At 48.4% G+C, this 18,464-nt stretch carries 18 protein-coding genes; 7 read left to right on the forward strand and 11 right to left on the reverse strand.

Annotated elements, in window-relative coordinates:
• Positions 1-37 precede the first annotated feature (37 nt).
• The 3 genes from KU855_RS10165 to KU855_RS10175 all read right to left on the reverse strand — a co-directional run bounded on the left by KU855_RS10165 (position 38) and on the right by KU855_RS10175 (position 1,269).
• On the reverse strand, positions 38-607 hold the full coding sequence (locus KU855_RS10165; protein ID WP_218530170.1) for a hypothetical protein: 570 nt from the start codon (positions 605-607) through the stop codon (positions 38-40).
• A 105-nt stretch (positions 608-712) separates the two neighbouring features.
• Complete coding sequence (locus tag KU855_RS10170; protein WP_218530171.1) at positions 713-904, reverse strand: hypothetical protein; 192 nt, start codon at positions 902-904, stop codon at positions 713-715.
• A 170-nt stretch (positions 905-1,074) separates the two neighbouring features.
• On the reverse strand, positions 1,075-1,269 hold the full coding sequence (locus tag KU855_RS10175; RefSeq protein WP_218530172.1) for a hypothetical protein: 195 nt from the start codon (positions 1,267-1,269) through the stop codon (positions 1,075-1,077).
• Between the two features lie 249 nt (positions 1,270-1,518).
• On the opposite strand from KU855_RS10175, the gene yfcE reads away from it, so the two are divergent.
• On the forward strand, positions 1,519-2,076 hold the full coding sequence (gene yfcE, locus KU855_RS10180; RefSeq protein ID WP_218530173.1) for a phosphodiesterase: 558 nt from the start codon (positions 1,519-1,521) through the stop codon (positions 2,074-2,076).
• A 223-nt stretch (positions 2,077-2,299) separates the two neighbouring features.
• Here yfcE and KU855_RS10185 read toward each other — a convergent pair whose 3' ends face one another.
• Both KU855_RS10185 and KU855_RS10190 read right to left on the reverse strand, forming a co-directional pair.
• Positions 2,300-5,434 carry an efflux RND transporter permease subunit gene (locus KU855_RS10185; protein WP_218530174.1) on the reverse strand — a complete coding sequence of 1,045 codons (3,135 nt, stop codon included), beginning with the start codon at positions 5,432-5,434 and terminating at the stop codon, positions 2,300-2,302.
• A 12-nt stretch (positions 5,435-5,446) separates the two neighbouring features.
• Entirely contained in the window at positions 5,447-6,592 is a 1,146-nt protein-coding gene (locus KU855_RS10190; protein ID WP_218530175.1) for an efflux RND transporter periplasmic adaptor subunit, read from the reverse strand.
• A gap of 366 nt (positions 6,593-6,958) precedes the next feature.
• On the opposite strand from KU855_RS10190, the gene KU855_RS10195 reads away from it, so the two are divergent.
• Complete coding sequence (locus KU855_RS10195) at positions 6,959-7,735, forward strand: TorF family putative porin (protein ID WP_256260969.1); 777 nt, start codon at positions 6,959-6,961, stop codon at positions 7,733-7,735.
• 52 nt (positions 7,736-7,787) lie between these two features.
• Here KU855_RS10195 and KU855_RS10200 read toward each other — a convergent pair whose 3' ends face one another.
• Complete coding sequence (locus KU855_RS10200; protein WP_256260970.1) at positions 7,788-8,483, reverse strand: DNA-3-methyladenine glycosylase I; 696 nt, start codon at positions 8,481-8,483, stop codon at positions 7,788-7,790.
• Positions 8,484-8,558: 75 nt separating this feature from the next.
• Between KU855_RS10200 and KU855_RS10205 the strand changes: the two genes are divergently transcribed.
• Together KU855_RS10205 and KU855_RS10210 are read left to right on the forward strand one after the other, a co-directional pair.
• Positions 8,559-9,485 carry a LysR family transcriptional regulator gene (locus tag KU855_RS10205; RefSeq protein WP_218530176.1) on the forward strand — a complete coding sequence of 309 codons (927 nt, stop codon included), beginning with the start codon at positions 8,559-8,561 and terminating at the stop codon, positions 9,483-9,485.
• Between the two features lie 30 nt (positions 9,486-9,515).
• Positions 9,516-10,163 carry a glutathione S-transferase family protein gene (locus KU855_RS10210; RefSeq protein ID WP_218530177.1) on the forward strand — a complete coding sequence of 216 codons (648 nt, stop codon included), beginning with the start codon at positions 9,516-9,518 and terminating at the stop codon, positions 10,161-10,163.
• On the opposite strand, the gene KU855_RS10215 is transcribed toward KU855_RS10210, so the two are convergent.
• Both KU855_RS10215 and prlC read right to left on the reverse strand, forming a co-directional pair.
• Positions 10,160-10,690: a thioesterase family protein gene (locus KU855_RS10215; protein WP_218530178.1), complete on the reverse strand. Its 531-nt coding sequence runs from the start codon at positions 10,688-10,690 to the stop codon at positions 10,160-10,162. The genes KU855_RS10210 and KU855_RS10215 overlap by 4 nt on opposite strands.
• Before the next feature lie 169 nt (positions 10,691-10,859).
• Complete coding sequence (gene prlC / locus KU855_RS10220) at positions 10,860-12,899, reverse strand: oligopeptidase A (RefSeq protein WP_218530179.1); 2,040 nt, start codon at positions 12,897-12,899, stop codon at positions 10,860-10,862.
• Positions 12,900-13,177: 278 nt separating this feature from the next.
• On the opposite strand from prlC, the gene KU855_RS10225 reads away from it, so the two are divergent.
• From KU855_RS10225 to gorA, 3 genes are all read left to right on the forward strand, one after another.
• Positions 13,178-13,885 carry a hypothetical protein gene (locus KU855_RS10225; protein WP_218530180.1) on the forward strand — a complete coding sequence of 236 codons (708 nt, stop codon included), beginning with the start codon at positions 13,178-13,180 and terminating at the stop codon, positions 13,883-13,885.
• Positions 13,886-14,009: 124 nt separating this feature from the next.
• Entirely contained in the window at positions 14,010-14,435 is a 426-nt protein-coding gene (locus KU855_RS10230; protein ID WP_218530181.1) for a hypothetical protein, read from the forward strand.
• A gap of 132 nt (positions 14,436-14,567) precedes the next feature.
• Positions 14,568-15,923 (forward strand): glutathione-disulfide reductase, encoded by a 1,356-nt coding sequence (gene gorA / locus KU855_RS10235; protein ID WP_218530182.1) that lies wholly within the window; start codon positions 14,568-14,570, stop codon positions 15,921-15,923.
• 229 nt (positions 15,924-16,152) lie between these two features.
• Here gorA and KU855_RS10240 read toward each other — a convergent pair whose 3' ends face one another.
• The 3 genes from KU855_RS10240 to KU855_RS10250 all read right to left on the reverse strand — a co-directional run bounded on the left by KU855_RS10240 (position 16,153) and on the right by KU855_RS10250 (position 18,462).
• Positions 16,153-17,316: an HD-GYP domain-containing protein gene (locus tag KU855_RS10240; RefSeq protein ID WP_218530183.1), complete on the reverse strand. Its 1,164-nt coding sequence runs from the start codon at positions 17,314-17,316 to the stop codon at positions 16,153-16,155.
• A gap of 172 nt (positions 17,317-17,488) precedes the next feature.
• Entirely contained in the window at positions 17,489-17,719 is a 231-nt protein-coding gene (locus tag KU855_RS10245; RefSeq protein ID WP_218530184.1) for a hypothetical protein, read from the reverse strand.
• On the reverse strand, positions 17,719-18,462 hold the full coding sequence (locus KU855_RS10250) for a DNA-binding protein (protein ID WP_218530185.1): 744 nt from the start codon (positions 18,460-18,462) through the stop codon (positions 17,719-17,721). The genes KU855_RS10245 and KU855_RS10250 overlap by 1 nt, the downstream gene beginning before the upstream one ends.
• Positions 18,463-18,464: the final 2 nt, after the last annotated feature.

An 18,464-nucleotide genomic window follows, 5' to 3' on the forward strand; every position in this document is an offset into this window, starting at 1 on the left:
AAATCCATCTAACCACCGCACAACATAGCCCCCAAGGTTAACGCTGGGGTTTAATTCCGAACGCTGGAATTTCGATACGATAATGGCTGATCTGGGGATATTCAGTGACGATTTGATGAGCCAAAGCCCGTTTATTTTTTATTTTGGTAGCATTACTATCGGCCTTCTCAAAATTTGAGCCTGCCATCATATATTGACCACCAGTATCTAACAGGGTGGGACTGTCGAAATACAACATAATGAGCCCAGGTTCGCTGGGTAATTCAATATTCAAAAATGCCGCCAATTGCTCACTAGACACATTGATATGACTGGTATCGTTCGGCACTAATACTGGCGCCAATTTAGGCGCAATCGCCATCGTCTCCTCATAACTGAGCCAATGGGCATTGCGGGTATCAAACAGATAAGCGACCGCAAAAAAAGGTCGCGTCTTAGCGATATTGTGCGTAAAGAAGGTTTCAAAGCTATCAAAGCGCAGGGTACTACCAAGCTGCCAGGTTTCATTCGGCTGATTAGCAAAAGTAATTTTGGCCTCAGCCTGGGGATCTTTCCCTTCCGCTTGGCTTGATACTGACGCCAGAACAATACCGATGAACAGAAGCATTTTAAGAGTAAGCCTATAAATTATCATGATTTTCCCTGTCACTTATTGTGTTAATTTGGGGGAGTGCTGCGACTTCTCGCTGCAGCATTACATACTGTCGCTTAATTACGACGGGCAATTAATAGTGCATGGGTGGGCTTCAGTACATACCGTTCCTTCGCCACCTGGCCCTTCAGCAATACAAATGAATCCATCCTCCCCCCAAGCACATTGTGAGTCACCACAAGCGGCATACGCTGCTGCAACCAAACTGGTTAGAGCGACTAACATCAACACCATCATTTTTGCTTTCAACATGGTTAATCCGTATAAATAATTATGCCAACATTTGGCCTTAATAAGTTAGCCGTCACAAAAAAAATCAACAAAAATAAAGCGCTTGCGCAACATTGTACCATCAGACCTATAACAACAATGTCTATTTACGGGTTAATGATGTTCTAGCTCAGCGAGTTATCTTGTAAAGGCTAAACATCTTTTCTTATTCTTTTTGCACTTATTGACCCATCATTATCATCGCCACCTTGCCCCACTGACCACTGACCACTGACCACTGACCACTGACCACTGACCACTGACCACTGTCGCTTGAGACTCATGATTGAGATTTCGATACAATAATGGCGTATCTGCGGATATTCAGTGACGACTTGACGAGCCAAAGCATCTCTTTTTTATTTTGATAGTAATGCAATTAAGCTAAGCCAAAATAACCGCCTAGGTATGGCCACTTTTCAGCAACACCCCATGAAAGCATCGGTTTTTATTCATTGATTCAATGACGGCTACGTTTTACTTGCTGAATTTAACCAAACCTCAGTGCAGTCATTGTCTATTGAATCAGGGTTAACCTTGCAATGCTTGGCTTAGGCGCTATATTGACGACCTAAGTTAGTTTGTAAGGTTTTATCATGACACTGTTTATCGCCTCGGATCTCCACGGTTCTCTTACTGCCGGCCAAGCCATGCTGGCCCGTTTTGAGCAATCAGGTGCTCGTTATCTATTGTTACTTGGGGATTTACTCAATCATGGTCCCCGCAATGCCATTCCTGCTGGCTATGATCCGGTCTCACTGGCTGAACACCTGAATCAATATGCCGATCGGATTATTGCGGTGCGCGGTAATTGCGATAGTGAAGTGGATCAAATGCTGCTGAAATTTCCGTTCACCGCCAGCTATCAACAAGTATTACTGCCTCAAATGCGGCTCTTTTTGACCCATGGCCATATTTATCACCCCGACAATCTGCCGCCACTACAAACTGGCGATGGCTTTGTCTATGGTCACACCCATATTCCGCTAGCCGAATACCAAGAGGGCGTACTGCACTTCAACCCAGGCTCCACCACCATTCCGCGCAATGGTGGCCGCGCCTCCTATGGTCTACTCAGTGACACCGAGTGTCAGGTTCGGGATTTGCACACAGATGAAGTCATCGTCAGCTGCAAGCTGCGTCATGCGCTGTAGGCGCTGAATACATTGCCTAAGGTCATCTTGGCGGTGTCATGCCATGACTCAAGCCGAGTGCAACCTCGGTTTGCATGGCCGCGCCCCCCTATGCCAGCTATCATTGCGCCGCCGCTAGGCGGAAGTAATGTGCATTCACCATGGCAGCCACCGCCGCCACTACCAAACAAAAAACCCAGCATTTCTGCTGGGTTTTCATCAATCAACAACTGGTATAGACAAGTTATTCCGGCTTGCTCGCCTTCTTAGCATCGCTTTCGCGCTTACTAAAGATACGCTCAACTATCACGAAGAACAGTGGGATAAAGAAGATGCCCAAGAAGGTCGAGCTCATCATACCGCCCAATACCCCAGTACCAATCGCATTCTGGGCTCCGCTGCCAACACCGGTACTAATGGCAAGCGGCACAACCCCTAAACCAAACGCCAGTGAGGTCATCAAAATCGGACGCAAACGCACCCGCACGGCATGCAAGGTGGCTTCAATCAATCCGGCGCCTTTTTCGTAGTATTCTTTAGCGAATTCCACAATCAAGATTGCGTTCTTGGTGGCTAAGCCGACCGTGGTTAACAGACCCACTTGGAAGAACACGTCATTATTGAGGCCGCGGCCATAAGTCGCCAACAAGGCACCGATCACCCCGAGTGGTACCACTAAGATAACCGCAAATGGAACTGACCAACTTTCGTAAAGCGCCGCTAACACCAAAAACACCACTAAGATCGACAAGGCATACAACATCGGAGCTTGGTTACCAGAGAGACGTTCTTCATACGACAAGCCACTCCATTCGATACCAAAACCTGGTGGCAGCTGTTTAGCTAAGTCTTCCATAATGTCCATGGCGGCACCGGTACTCACTCCAGGCGCGGTTGCCCCTTGAATGTTCACCGCAGGTAATCCACCAAAGCGTTCAAGCCGCGGCGAACCAAACTCCCAACGACCGGTAGCAAATGCCGAGAAAGGCACCATTTCACCTTGACTATTGCGAACATACCAAGAATCTAGATCCTCAGCCTGCATGCGGGCTTCAGCTTCACCTTGCACAAATACCTTTTTGACACGGCCACGGTCAATGTAATCATTGACATAAGACCCACCCCACGCGGTCGCCAGCACGCTATTGACGTCATCGAGATTTAAACTCAAGGCGCGCAATTTGCCATGGTCGATGTCCAGCTGATATTGCGGGGCATCTTCTTGACCGTTAGGACGCACACCAACCAAACTTGGGTTCTGACCCGCCATACCGAGCAGTTGGTTACGGGCCGCGATTAATGCATCATGACCTTGACCATTTTTATCTTGCAGATACATATCAAAACCGTTGGCGGTACCGAGTTCTAAAACCGCGGGAGGCACAAAGGCAAACACAAACGCTTCTTTAATTTGCATAAAGGCGCCCATGGCTCGGTTAGCCACGGCCTGCACACCTTGACCCGGTTCAGTACGCTCATTCCAAGGTTTCATGTTAACGAATGCCAACCCCATGTTTTGACCCATACCAGCGAAACTGAAGCCTGATACGGTAAACACTGATTCCACCGAGTCTTTATCATCTTCAAGCAAATAGTCATTCACTTGATTGAGCACACCCTGTGTCATCTCTTGGGTCGAGTTAGCCGGTAAAATGGCCTGCACAAACATGACGCCTTGATCTTCGTCCGGCAAGAAGGCCGTCGGCATGCGCATGAAGATCCAACCGGTTGCCACGACCAATGCCAAATAAATCACAAACACACGCCCAGTGCGCTTGACGATTTTACCCACGCTTGATTCGTATTTATTGGTTAGGTTGTCAAAATGGCGGTTAAACCACCCAAAGAAACCGGTATTAATGTGAGTGTGCCCCTGCTTCAGGGGTTTGAGCATGGTGGCGCATAACGCTGGGGTCAGAATAATCGCGACCAATACCGACAAGCCCATGGCGGACACGATAGTGATTGAGAACTGGCGATAAATGACCCCAGTAGAACCCGACATAAATGCCATAGGCACGAACACAGCCGACAAGGTCAAACCAATACCCACCAAGGCACCGGTAATTTGATCCATCGATTTTCGTGTAGCTTCTAGCGGGCTTAGACCTTCTTCAGACATCACCCGCTCGACGTTTTCCACCACCACAATGGCATCATCCACCAGCAAACCAATGGCCAGCACCATGGCAAACATGGTTAAGGTGTTAATCGAGAAGCCCGTTGCCGCCAAAATACCGAAGGTACCCAGCAATACCACTGGCACGGCAATCATGGGGATCAAGGTCGCGCGGAAATTCTGCAAGAACAGGTACATGATCAAAAATACCAAGACCACCGCCTCGAGCAGCGTATGTACCACACCTTCAATGGATTGCCCAACAAATGGCGTGGTATCAAATGGAATAACCATTTCTAACCCTTCAGGGAAGAAGGGCTTCATTTCATCCATTTGTTTTAATACTGCCGCAGCGGTATCCAATGCATTGGCACCCGTGGCGAGCTGAATCGCTAAACCAGAAGCGGGACGACCGTTATAGAAAGAGGTCACCATGTAGCTTTCGGCGCCCACTTCGACTTCCGCCACATCGCTTAAATAGACATTGGCACCACTGGCATCCGATTTAAGTACTATTGCCTCAAACTCTTCCGGCGTTTCTAGACGAGATTGGGCTGAAATTGTCGCGTTAAACTGCTGACCTTTAACCGATGGCGTGCCCCCTAATTGACCCGCGGAGACCTGCGCATTTTGCTGGCGAATGGCCATTAATACGTCATTGGTCGTGAGGCTATATTGATTCAGCTTTAGCGGATCAAGCCAAATGCGCATCGCATATTGCGCACCAAACAGCTGGATATCACCCACACCAGGCACACGGCTTAACGGATCTTGAATATTACTGGCAACATAGTCACCAATATCAGCTTTATCCATTGAGCCATCTTGCGACACAAAACCGAGCACCATTAAGAAGCCGGTACTGGATTTGTTAACACTGATCCCTTGCGCCTGCACTTCTTGCGGCAATAACGGCATGGCTAACTGCAGTTTGTTCTGCACTTGTACCTGAGCGATATCAGCATCGGCTTCTGCATTAAATGTTAAGGTGATGGTGGCACCACCAAAACTATCACTTTGTGAGGTGATATAACGCAAGTTATCTAGACCCGTCATGCGCTGTTCGATCACCTGGGTGACCGTATCTTCGACCGTTTTAGCCGACGCGCCAGGGTAAGTTGCACTAATGACCACCGTCGGCGGGGCAATACTTGGATACTGGGATACGGGTAAGGTCTTAATCGCTAAGACCCCCGCCAGCATAATAATAATAGCGATCACCCACGCAAAAATGGGGCGATCAATAAAATAACGTGCCATGAATTCTTCCCGTTAATTAGTAGCAGTGTTCGACACTATCTGTGGGATAGCCGTTGCGCCTGGACGTATTTTTTGGAGGCCATCAACAATGACTAAATCACCTTCTTTTAAGCCGCTGGTCACTAACCATTGGTTATCAATGACTTCGGCAGTGGTTACAATCCGCATTTCCACCTTATTGTCAGCACCTACGACCATGGCAACACCTTGACCTTTCGGGTTACGGGTCACGCCTTTTTGTGGCACTAAGATGGCTTTAGGATCGCTGCCCACTGTCATGGTCGTCCGCACGAACATGCCAGGCAATAAAATGCCATCAGGATTCGGGAACTCGGCACGCATGCTCACTGAGCCGGTATTTTCATCCACAGTCACTTCCGAGAACTGCAACTTACCTTGATGGGTATAGGCGGTTCCGTCTTCTAGGATTATGCTCACGGCGGTGGTATCTGGTTGCAGTAATTGACCACTGGCAATGCGCGACTTTAAACGCAGCATTTGGGTGCTGGATTGAACGATATCGACATTGATCGGATCCAGTTGCGAAATTTTCGCAAGTACCTGACCTTGATTAGCGGTCACTAATGCACCTGGGGTGATGTTAGACTTACCAATGCGGCCAGAGATAGGCGCAGCCATCTTAGTGTAAGCAAGGTTGATTTCAGCATTATTGATGGCGGCGTTGGCGATGGCAACGCTGGCCTTGGCCTCTAAATATGACGCCTTGGCTTGATCAAAGTCTTGCTGGCTAATGGCATTGGTTTTCACCAGTTTTTGGAAACGGGCAGCTGTCGCCTTAGTAGACACTTCCATCGCTTCAGCGCGGGCTAAATCGGCCTTGGCGCTCACCAGCGCCGCTTCATAAGTGGCCGGTTCGATTTGATAAAGTGATTGCCCAGCACTCACAATGCCACCCTCAACAAAGCTGCGAGCCTCGATGATGCCGGTGACTTGAGGACGAACTTCAGCCTCCATAAAGGCACGGCTGCGACCAGGCAACTCCATCATGATATCTTGTGCTTGCGTCTTTACCTTAACCACACTCACAGGAACACCTTGCGGGCCTGCATTGGCTTTTGGTCCCTCAGCTTCAGAATCACAAGCTGTTATCCATAGCGCCGCAGTAATCACTGTGACAATCTTAAGCATTTGCCGCATCAGAACTCCTAGAATATTGCAATTTCCCCAAGAATATCTAAGTGCTAGATAAGGGGTTTTAGGTAAAGATATAATTAACGCATATTTATCTCATACCCTTGAATATCAGTACAACCAAGCATTAGATAAAAAGTGTAAACGAATGAAAAAGATGATCGAACCCACACGCAAGGTATTATGAACCTGTTAAACGCAGCAAACAACAGGCAACATAGTTACATTTAATTCACATTCCTGTGATATTGCTTGAACGGCATTGATTTTTAGATCATTTCGCTGTGACATCAAAAATTGCAAATCTAAGTAATCACTTTATTCGCAACTGCTATTCTTTAGTTTGCGCGAGCTCACTTGACGGAGAATAGTATGGATATGAACACGCAAGCCGCCCATAACAACACTGACCATCGATATCTGTATCCTGTGCTTGGTGGAATATTGTTATTTGGCAGCCCGCTCTACTCAGCGACAGCAGATGATAATCAGTTACTCGGCGGTGAAATCACTGGCAAGCTCACCTTTGCCTCGGATTACGTATTTCGCGGTGAATCCGAAACCTTAGATGGTGAAGTCCCAGTGGTGCAAGGCACCCTGAACTGGGGGAACCAACAAGGTTGGTATGCCGGCGTCTTCGCCTCCAATATTAAGTTCCAAGATCCTAATCTTGAGATTGTCACCGCCCCCTATATCGGTAAAGCCGGCAACTTTGGTGACACTGGCTTTAGTTATGATGTCATGGTATTTGCCTATCTGTATCCGGGCGCCTCGTATTCAAATTACACTGAGCTGTGGCTGAGGGTAGCTAAGCAGTTTGATCAAGCCAAGGTACAACTGGAAGTTACCCCAACCTTAGACGATTGGTTTGGAGTCAAGGGTTGGTCAGGGGTTAACTACGCCATTCATCCTAGCTATCAATTGACTAATGGTTTCAATATTTCGGGTTCATACGGCTATCAAGATTTGAGTGGCCCAGATGCTGAAGGTTGGGGTCACTGGAATATCGGTGTCAGTAAGCAATGGGTATCGCTCGACTTTGATTTACGCTACCACGGCAGCACGGTCGATGGTGAGCATTTGGTCTATGGCGGTCAAACCGAGATTTTTGATGACCGACTGGTTTTTGGCGTCAGTAAAAGCTTCTAATCCTAGTCACGCGCCATGCAAAGGTCAGCCTTGGCATAGCGCGTTTAATACATTATTCCGCTCTAGCCTGCACTTGATTTTCGCCCACGCTATACGCCACTATCTTGCTGAGTTGCGCCAACGAATAACCCGTTTGTTGTTGCCAATCATTAAATACTTGCTGCATTTGCGCTAAGCCTTTTTTCGAGGTGATGGCCGCATCTAATAAGCCATGGGCCGTAAAGTAACCGACCACATCGCGCGTGGCTAAAAAGGTGTCTTTTCCTAACGCGCGCAACGCATAGGGACCCGTATTGCCGCCCAAGCGGCTACCATGCTGTTTTAACCATAACCACAACCCAGTAATATCGTCACTCGGCCAGTCGCTAATGAACTGTCCAAAGCTGCCATATTCTGCCGACGTTTCTAACACCATTATCGCGTTATCATAAATCGCTTGGGTTTTCTTTTGATGGCGGATCAGCGCAGGATCGCTGGCCCGTAGCTGTAACTGCTCTGGCGACAGTAACACCACTTTTTGCGGTTCAAACTCAAAAAATGCCTGTTCATACTGCGGCCATTTTTGGGTCACGACCCGCCACACGAACCCACTTTGAAAAACCTGACGGCTGAGCGCTGATAAATAGCGGCCATCGCTAATGCCGCTCACTTGCGCGCTAAGGACCCGTGCCGGCAATAATTCGCTCAACGCATCTGGGCCACCTTTGCGTTCACAGGCGCGAGCATAAATCGTTGAAAATCGTTCCAATATGTCACCTTTTCTGGATAAAGCCCCGAATTAATACTAGTTTGGTTATTATGAGTAACTAATCAAGGACGAATCATGGACGCCACACAACTCTATCGCATGCTGGTTTTTGCCAATGTGGTCGATAAGGGCTCGTTTACCCAAGCCGCATTAGCACTCGATATCAGTCGCTCCATGGTCAGTCAGCATATTAAAAAACTCGAACAAACCATCGGCGTCACGCTACTTAAACGCACCACCCGCTCGGTGCAGCCCACCGACAGTGGTCGCCATTATTTCCAATATTGTAATGAGTTGCTGCATTTAGCTAAACAAGCCCAGCAAGCGGTCATCCCCGATGATACAACCCTCGCTGGCAGCATTAAATTTGCCATGCCAAGAGACTTAGGACGGCAATTGGTACTCCCCCATATTGGCGAGTTTCATCGGCGATATCCACAAATAAAATTGACCCTACTGATGGAAGATAACCGCCTCAATATGGATGAGCATCATATCGATTTGGTCTTGTACATGGGCCAAGCGCGCCAACAAGCGCAGCACAAGAGCCAACAATGGCAAACCCTCAAACTCAGTGACTACCAAGAGGTCATTGTCGCCAGTGAAAGCTACCTTAAACAACATGGTCAAATCTCTCATCCCGACTTGCTAACTCGCCACCAATGGCTGAGTTTTGGCAGCAATCAATTGCCCAAACCATTGCGATTAACCAATCAGCATAATGATCATTTTGATATTCGCGTAAAAGCCAATATTAGCTGTAACTCTGGCCAAGCGATTTTACAGCTGGCTTGCCAAGGGCTCGGATTGGCCTGCATTGCCACCCCACTGGCTCAACCTTATTTAGATCAGCAAGTACTTAAACGGGTGTTGCCCGACTATCAATTACAACACGGTGGCATCTACCTTAGTCACAACCATAACGATACGCTGCCCCCGAGAATACGAGCATTGGCGGCTTTTCTGAGTGAGCAGGTCTTTAAAAAGCGGCTACAGTTATAATTAAGTATTTTGTTAGAGGAGACCAGCTCGATGGACTTGTATTACCATCCGCTGTCCCGCTATTCGCAAAAAGTGTTGATTGCACTCTACGAAAAACAGGCCAATTTTTATCCGCGTATTGTTGATTTACGCGATCCCCTTATGCGCCGTAATTTTCAACAAATCTCACCCAATGGCATGCTGCCGCTGTTGCGCTATCGCCAAGATCAACTGTACCCAGAATCCAGCATCATTATTGAGTTCTTAGATCAAACCTTGACCAAAAACACGCAATTTTTACCGCGGGACAAAGCCAAAAGTTTACAGATAAGGTTATGGGATCGCTTAGTGGATGCCCAACTTAATCATGTGTTATATCAATATGATATGAACATCCTTAATGCCAATCAGGTGGAACAACAGGGTCTTATCAAGGCCATTCGTCAGTTTTTAGTGCAACTGGATAAACAACTGACCGGCCATCACTGGTTATGTAGCGATAGCCTAAGCTTGGCCGATTGTGCATTAATTCCTTGCATCAACCACCCCTTGGTCATCCGTGAAATCCGCGACTTAGAACACCTCAGCCGCTATCGTCAGCAGGTATTAACCCGCGGAGCCTGGATGCTGGTCAGTGACGAAATAGCGCAAGCTCAAGCCCTCGATTCAGCCGGGATGGTGCTGTTTCCCCAAGGTTAACTATTTTGCGCTTTCTTCAGCTGCAAAAATTCTTTCCATTTGACCACTTCAGCGGGTAATTCGGGCGCGGGTCCATGATAGTTGGCGGCCGTAATCAAGGTCTCGATAGGCACTTGCCGGCGTTGGCACACAAACACCCCACGCACATGCACAATACAATGCAGGCCGCGCTCACTGACAAAACGCTGTTCAATATAAAAATACTTCTCATCCCAGCCCACCAACTTAGTCTCGATATCAAATGTCGCTAATGGCTTAATGTCTTTGATATAGGTAAATTCTGCCGCATTAACTATGGGCATCCACTTAAGTTTGAGGAATTTTTTTAACAAGCCCATATCCGCCAACATATAAGTGCGAGCTAAATCCATAAAGGCGGGATAGCGGGAATTGGTTAGATGGAAATTGATATCGCAATCGGTGGGCAAAGCGCGATAACGAATGACACTCGTGTCTAAAAAGCCGATACGCCGACAGTGACGCATACGCCATAAAAACAGCCAAATCAGTCGAAAATATAAGTTCACACTTCATCCTTGAGATAGCCTGTCGCTACCTAGCTGTAGTTAACAAAAGGTCAACAGGCTAACAGAGGCCAGACCAGACAACAAGGGGGTCATCGCAGGCATTGCCCCATAAAAAATGCCAGTGTCTCCACTGGCATGATGATGGCTAAGGCGCTAACTCGGCTCAGACTTAGGCAATGATGCCCGAATGACGCAATAAGGCGTCGATATTCGGCTCACGCCCGCGAAATCGAGTAAACAGTACCATCGGTGGCTCACTGCCGCCCATTTCTAAAATATGGTGCAAGAAGTCAGCTCCGGTTTGCGGATTGAAAATGCCTTCCTCTTCGAAGCGCGAGAACGCATCGGCCGATAAGACTTCGGCCCATTTGTAGCTGTAATATCCTGCCGCATAGCCGCCGGCAAAAATATGAGCAAAACTATGTTGGAAACGGTTAAATGCCGGTGGAAATACCACGGCCACTTGCTGGCGCACATCATCGAGCATGGCTTGCACTTGCGCGCCTTGCTCCGGCTGATATTCATGGTGCAGGCGGAAATCAAACAAGGACAGTTCAATTTGGCGCAACATCATCATGGCCGATTGAAAATTCTTTGCCGCCAGCATCTTATCTAGCATCGCCTGCGGTAACGGCTCACCGGTTTGGTAATGCCCAGAGATCTGCGCCAATGCTTCTGGCGACCAGCACCAGTTTTCCATAAATTGGCTAGGTAACTCGACCGCATCCCAAGGCACGCCATTAATTCCTGAAACACCACCGACCTCAATTTTGGTGAGCATATGGTGAATGCCATGACCAAACTCATGGAACAAGGTCGTGACCTCATCATGGGTAAATAGTGCCGGCTTACCATCGACGGGGGCATTAAAGTTACAAGTCAAATAAGCGACCGGTAACTGTAACTCAGTACCGTTAATACGACGCACTTTGCACTCATCCATCCACGCGCCGCCGCGCTTACCGCTGCGCGCATAAAGATCGAGATAGAAGCTACCACGCAAGGTATCCGTGCTATCGTAGATATGGAAAAACCGCACATCTTTGTGCCATTTGTCGAACTCTTTTTGCTCTTCAATGCGCAGACCAAACAGCTGAGACACTGTAAAGAACAAGCCAGATAACACTTTATTTTCAGGGAAATATGGACGTAATTCTTCCTGAGAAATTTCATACTTATGCTGCTGCAGCTTCTCGGCATAGTAACTTAAATCCCAAGAGGCTAATTCGGTGACACCGTAGGTTTGTTCAGCAAAAAACTTCAGTTCGGCTAAATCGGCCTGCCCTTGGGTTTTGCTGCGCAGTGCCAACTCATTTAAAAAGGCGATCACTTGCTCAGGGGTATCGGCCATCTTAGTGGCTAGCGACTTTTCGGCGTAATTAGCAAAGCCCAGCAAATTGGCCAGTTCATGACGCAAGGCCAAAATCTCATCCATAATGGCGGAGTTATCATATGTGCCAGCAAACGGCCCTTGATCTGAGGCGCGAGTGACATAAGCACTATACATTTCTTGGCGCAGTTCGCGGTTGTCGCTATACGTCATCACTGGCATGTAAGACGGAAAGTCTAAGGTAAACACCCAGCCATCGAGCTGTTTCTCTTCAGCCATCGCCTTCGCGGCCGCCACTGCCGACTCAGGCAAGCCTGCTAATAACGCCTCATCAGTCACCTGCTTTTGCCATGCATGTGTCGCATCAAGTAACTGGTTTGAGAATTGACTGGTTAATTCAGACAAACGCTTAGCAATATCACCGTAGCGTTGTTTGCCAGCATCATCCAGACCGATGCCCGACAGTTCAAAGTCGCGCAAGCTATGTTCAATACTGGTTTGCTGTGCTTGAGTTAAGCTCGCAAACCCCGATGAGGCTGCCAATGCTTTATAGGCTTGATATAAATCCTGATGTTGTCCGATCCATGTACCATAATCAGATAATAAAGGTAAACAGGCATCGTGGGCGGCTCGCCACTCTTCGGTACTCAGGACTGAGTTCATATGAGAAATAGGCGACCACATTTTGCTGAGGCGATCATCGACCGCTTCCAGAGGTGCCACAAGATTTTCCCAAGTGTATTCCTCGTTCTCTGAGATCACTTGCTCAACCATTTGGCGGCAATCTTCAATTGCCTGCTCAAGCGCAGGTTGGATGTGTTCAGGTTTGATTTTCGAGAACTGGGGTAGATCTGTGTTGCTAAGTAATGGATTACTCATTCCTTTCCCTCAGATGAAATTTTGATGACATCAGTATAAATAAGGGCGCAATCGGTAATAATCAAGCCGCCAACGGGGAATAGTAAAATTATTTGCAGCCCCATTCTGGGTTGATTCCAACTGACACCGACGATATGAAACATCATTTTCGCGACTCTATCGTGGTAGATATTGCATCAACAATGTGAAAATCAAACCGATATCACAATTGATAATCATTATCATTCTTATAATCAAATTATTGTTTAACGTTTTCCAGTTCAACAGGGAATTTATTGATGAAAACTCCAATCGCACTCGTGTTAATCGGATCCTGTGTTGCCGGCAATGCTATGGCCGGAGAGATCAACCTCAGTACCGAATGGGACTCCAAATATATTTCAGAAGGTCGCAATCAACTGGCAAAAGGCGGCGTTTTTTGGGGCACAGCCGCCTATTCTGGCGAAAACTTTGGCAGTTATATCAGCGTAGGCCGTGCCGATAGTGTGAACTATACCGAGATGGATATTGGCGTAGAGTATTATTTACCGAGTTTTTACGACATTAACACCACCTTGACCTACCAAAAAGTCGAAGGCTATGGCGATGACAGATACACAGACAATGATTTTATCGTCAACATGGAGTACAACGACTACGAATGGCTCATGCCCAGTGTTAACTACCAGTATTCAACCGTCAGTAAAGGCGGCTATTTAGAGCTCGGCCTCACCTCGGGTTTCCATCCTTCGGAAGCCACTTATTTATATGCCAGTGCAGTGCAGGGCTTTAACTATGGTTATGTGAATCATGATCATAAGGGCTCAGATAACACCACCTTGACCCTCGGAGCCCAATTCACGGTGCAACCGAACCTGACAGTGAGTGTGACCGCCAACCAAGTGTTTGCCGGCCACGCCATGGACAGAGAAACCCAAGTCACTGGCAACCCCGAAGCTAATCAAGATCAAACCTGGGCCGGAGTGAATTTAAGCTGGGCCATGTAACGGCTTCTGGCTCACGTAGGATCACCAAGCTGTCATGTTGGCGGCTCGATGATCCCACTCTGCCAGCCTTAACACCCACCAAGATAGTCTACACTCAGCGATAAACCTTCGCCGGAGACTTGTCATGACAACATCTTGGTTAGTGCGCGCACTCCTAGTCTGCACCCTGAGCAGCGGTCTGGTCAGCGCGGCGGATGCCCCCCCATTAAATGCCACTCATCCCCTGCCGCGCGATGGCGCAAGAGATGCCGAAGGCAACCCAATTGCCATACCATCCATGCCGCCCAATTTAGTGATGCCAGCCACTCAAGCGCCCCCTGCTCGCCAAGAGACACCCACCAAGCGCCGTCAATCGTCCGCTGCGCATGTGGCTAACGACCCCAGTTGCCGCTGGCTTAATAGCAGGATCAAACAACTGAGTGACAAGCGCCAACGCCATGGTCACCAAGACACTGAACTAAACGCACGCCAGCAAGAATGGCAATGCTTGGATTGTGCAGGGCAAGGCCCAAAGTCTGGCGATCATGACCGCTGTTTATATCGACGTTAAATCAGTCTCATAGCCTAGATGAGCGCCAGCGAACGCGGCAAAGGCGCCACAAAATAGCCTGTATCATTTTGCTATCATCCTCCTTACAATAAGCTCATTATTGCTCGTTAGCCGCAAGGATGGAGATATCCAATGACACAACATTTTGACTATATATGTTTAGGCGCTGGTAGTGGTGGTATCGCGTCAGCCAATCGAGCCGCCATGCGTGGCGCTAAGGTTCTGTTAATCGAAGCTAAAGCCTTGGGTGGCACTTGTGTCAATGTTGGCTGCGTTCCCAAAAAAGTCATGTGGTACGGGGCTCAAATTGCCGAAGCCATGCATTTATATGCTAAAGATTATGGCTTTGACGTAACCGTAAATAATTTTGACTGGAAAACCTTAATCAATAGCCGAGAATCCTATATCGGTCGCATTCATGGCGCCTACGATCGTGGCCTTGCCAGCAACCAAGTCACGGTCGAGCGTAGCTATGGCCGCTTTATCAATAGTCGTACCGTCGAAGTGAATGGTGTCGAGTACACCGCTGATCACATTCTTATCGCAACCGGTGGCCGCCCTAGCTACCCAGCGATCCCCGGCGCCGAATACGGTATCGACTCTGATGGCTTTTTTGCCCTAAGTGAACAACCTAAACGAGTCGCCGTAGTGGGCGCGGGCTATATCGCCGTCGAAGTCGCTGGTGTGTTACATGCCTTGGGCAGCGAGACTCATTTATTTGTGCGCAAGCACATGCCGCTGCGTAATTTTGATCCCATGATCAGCGAAGCCTTGATGGACGCCATGGGGCAGACTGGCCCAACCGTGCATCCGCACAGCATTCCGACCTCGGTTGAGAAACAAGCCGATGGTAGCCTGATCCTCACCCTTGAAAATGGACAGCAGCATCAGGTTGATTGCTTAATCTGGGCCATTGGCCGCACGCCATCAACCGACGATATTGGCCTGGAACATACCCAAGTCACACGTGATAGTCGCGGCTTTATTGTCACCGATGAATACCAAAACACCACAGATAAAGGCATTTACTGTGTCGGCGATATCATGGCAGGCGGCATTGAGTTAACGCCGGTGGCAGTCAAAGCGGGTCGACTCTTATCTGAACGACTCTTTGGCAATTTGCCCCATGCCAAAATGGATTATGCCACCGTCCCAACCGTGGTCTTTAGCCACCCACCGATTGGCACCATGGGATTAACCGAACCTCAGGCCATTGAAAAATATGGGGAAGATCAGGTTAAAGTGTATCGCTCAACCTTTGCCTCCATGTATACCGCCATCACAGCCCATCGCCAAGAATGTAAATTCAAACTCGTATGTGCTGGCGACAATGAGCAAGTCGTCGGTATACATGGCATAGGTTTTGGCATGGACGAAATCCTGCAAGGATTCGGCGTGGCGATTAAGATGGGCGCGACCAAGGCCGATTTCGATGCCTGTGTTGCCCTGCACCCCACCGGCGCTGAAGAGTTTGTTACCATGAGGTAACCTGGCTTTTTTTTGTGGCCGCATCCGCAAGCCGAATGCAGGCCTTGCGGTGCATGCATGGCTTAAAAACCGTGGGGGAACTTGCATCCCCTGAACGAGCTGTGACATTAGGCATAGGCTAAGGCACAAGGTAGTGGACGCGCCGCGATGCCTTACCACTAGCGCTCAGGCCAGCAATCACGCCACTGTCGCCATTAAAGCCATTCACACTGGGGCAAAGATGCAGGCATCAATAAAACGGGGTGGGGTCGACATCCAAACTACTGGGTGACACGCCGCGCTCGATTTCTAACTCAGATTTATTCAAATCGATGAAGTCGACCTCGGTATATCGGTAATGCTTGAGCGAATAGAAACACTTCACCACGGGGTGCAGCGCATCGCGGTCTTTGGCGTCCCAGACAATGCCGACTCGGCCATCAGATAATTCCACCAGCGAGCCGACGGGGTAAACCCCCACACAACGAATGAATTCGTACACTAGCTGTTGGTCTAGATGGAATGGCGTGAGACTCAAGAGGATCTTAAAGGCGGCGGCGGGGCTCATGGCTTGCTTATAACAGCGAGTCGCGGTGAGCGCATCAAAGATATCGCAAATACAACTCATGCGGCCATGCAAAGGCAACTCATCGCCTTTTAAGCCACAAGGATAGCCTTTGCCATCCAACTTCTCATGATGCATCAAGCAGACATCTTTAGATATTTGCGATAACCCTCGCGCCGCTTCCATTTCTTCGAGGGCATAGACTTGATGCAACTTCATATGCTCAAACTCTTCCGGCGATAACTTACCGGGCTTATGCAGCACTTTATTATCGACCCGAATTTTGCCGACATCATGCAAAATTCCGCCGATAGCAATTTGCTTCATCAATTCTTTATCGAGCTTCAGATGACGCCCAAAGGTCACTAATAAAAAGGCCACATTGACTGAATGCTCGAGCAAGTAAGCATCTTTAGAGCGTAGTGCGGAAATGCATTTAAAGGCATCGACATCTAACATCACCGATTCAATCATGCTATCTGCCAGCGCGGCAAACGGTTCAACCTCGATGGCTTTACCTTCGTAGATCTCGCCCATGACCTTTTTAATTAATCCTTTGGCTTCGCCGAGAATTTTTTTGGCGTTTTGTTGGCGAACACTACGATTACCCGTGGGCGCGGCCTTCTTTTTTACGGACGGCATTGAGCCTTTGGCTGACTTGGCGATATCGACCCAAACGAACTTGATACCACTGGTGAGGATCTTGCGGATAGCTTCCTTGTTCTTTACTTGGCCGGCATTAGCAATAGCAACCTTGCCATTATTTTCAATGGCGGTCACATACATACCCACGGCCAACTTGGTCACTGGTATCTTTAACAATTCTTCCGTTACGGCAGAACTATCCATGTAAAGAACACTCCAATAGGCGAGAAAGGACTCTATATAAACATATTACAAGAAATGATTTCTTGCCCAGAACTGTCAAATATAAGTACAAAAAAACCGCCAAACAAAAAGGCGGTTTATAGACTAAGGCGCGGGAGGCTTGGTATGGATTGACGCATTCACTTATGCTGACTTAGCGAACCGTCAATGGCCTTGATACTTTGCACTCAAATCCTATCGTTAACCAACGCCGATATCGACAATTAAAGCAAGATAGCAAGGTGGGATCCGTTTGCTCATCTTCATCATCTTGCGCGAAGAGGCCACATTCTAGCGCCAACTGTCGTGATAAGGAATAATCTTCCTCATCAATCACGCAGGTATTTGTCGCATACTTGCGATATACCGCCGATATTTGCATCATTAATACCCCTTCAATACCGACTTGCCAGCATTATGAAATTCGCCATCTACGGCGACCACCAGCAAGGCATTGGCATGCTGATAACGCACGGCCTTGACCTTGCCCGATAAATGGATGCGAGCATTCGCGCCAATCTCACCGCCCGCGGTGTCGATGACCTTATCTAAGCCGGTGGTAGCGATAATCTCGGCGACCGTCATCACGACCGCGGTTGGCGAACTTTGCCCCAGATTAAATTGACCTTTAATGCGGCCATCACTGCCCTGTAGAAACAAGCCTAACCCGGCTATGGCCCCTATGACGCCTTGGCCTGTGCCACCATGCTCGGATAAATGTATCTGCTGCGCAGCGGCCAAGTCATAAGCCTGAGACTTTGTTAGCACTTGGCGCTTGGCTTGCAAACCAAAAGCTATCAATGCCTGTTGCTGTTGCCAACTCGGCGCAGCAACCACGGCTAAGCCAGGATCGGCGGCCGGCGCCGACTCTGCCACTAACATCTCAGAGGCCAACGCCACAATGTCGGCAAGCTGAGCTAAGGGGCTTTGATAGCGAAAACACATGGCACTGTTGTGGGAAGTGTAAGGGATATCTGGATGGACAAATAATTGATGACGACTCACTAATGAGGCATGCCCGCCCCATTGCTGCAGCAACATTTGCGCTAGTTCTTCGGCAATCTCCCCCGTTCCCTTGGTGCCAATATCATCGGTGTCATCAATACAAATAAGGTATTCAAGATTCATTA

The organism is Shewanella sp. NIFS-20-20 (genome assembly GCF_019209865.1).
Classification (GTDB): Bacteria; Pseudomonadota; Gammaproteobacteria; order Enterobacterales; family Shewanellaceae; genus Shewanella.

Coding starts and splice junctions, on each gene's coding strand:
- KU855_RS10245 (WP_218530184.1), bottom strand. CDS start 17,719: ATGATGCAAATATCGGCGGTATATCGCAAGTATGCGACAAATACCTGC.
- KU855_RS10170 (WP_218530171.1), bottom strand. CDS start 904: ATGTTGAAAGCAAAAATGATGGTGTTGATGTTAGTCGCTCTAACCAGT.
- KU855_RS10205 (WP_218530176.1), top strand. CDS start 8,559: ATGGACGCCACACAACTCTATCGCATGCTGGTTTTTGCCAATGTGGTC.
- KU855_RS10185 (WP_218530174.1), bottom strand. CDS start 5,434: ATGGCACGTTATTTTATTGATCGCCCCATTTTTGCGTGGGTGATCGCT.
- KU855_RS10165 (WP_218530170.1), bottom strand. CDS start 607: ATGCTTCTGTTCATCGGTATTGTTCTGGCGTCAGTATCAAGCCAAGCG.
- KU855_RS10190 (WP_218530175.1), bottom strand. CDS start 6,592: ATGCGGCAAATGCTTAAGATTGTCACAGTGATTACTGCGGCGCTATGG.
- KU855_RS10225 (WP_218530180.1), top strand. CDS start 13,178: ATGAAAACTCCAATCGCACTCGTGTTAATCGGATCCTGTGTTGCCGGC.
- KU855_RS10195 (WP_256260969.1), top strand. CDS start 6,959: ATGGATATGAACACGCAAGCCGCCCATAACAACACTGACCATCGATAT.
- yfcE (WP_218530173.1), top strand. CDS start 1,519: ATGACACTGTTTATCGCCTCGGATCTCCACGGTTCTCTTACTGCCGGC.
- KU855_RS10250 (WP_218530185.1), bottom strand. CDS start 18,462: ATGAATCTTGAATACCTTATTTGTATTGATGACACCGATGATATTGGC.
- KU855_RS10230 (WP_218530181.1), top strand. CDS start 14,010: ATGACAACATCTTGGTTAGTGCGCGCACTCCTAGTCTGCACCCTGAGC.
- prlC (WP_218530179.1), bottom strand. CDS start 12,899: ATGAGTAATCCATTACTTAGCAACACAGATCTACCCCAGTTCTCGAAA.
- gorA (WP_218530182.1), top strand. CDS start 14,568: ATGACACAACATTTTGACTATATATGTTTAGGCGCTGGTAGTGGTGGT.
- KU855_RS10240 (WP_218530183.1), bottom strand. CDS start 17,316: ATGGATAGTTCTGCCGTAACGGAAGAATTGTTAAAGATACCAGTGACC.
- KU855_RS10210 (WP_218530177.1), top strand. CDS start 9,516: ATGGACTTGTATTACCATCCGCTGTCCCGCTATTCGCAAAAAGTGTTG.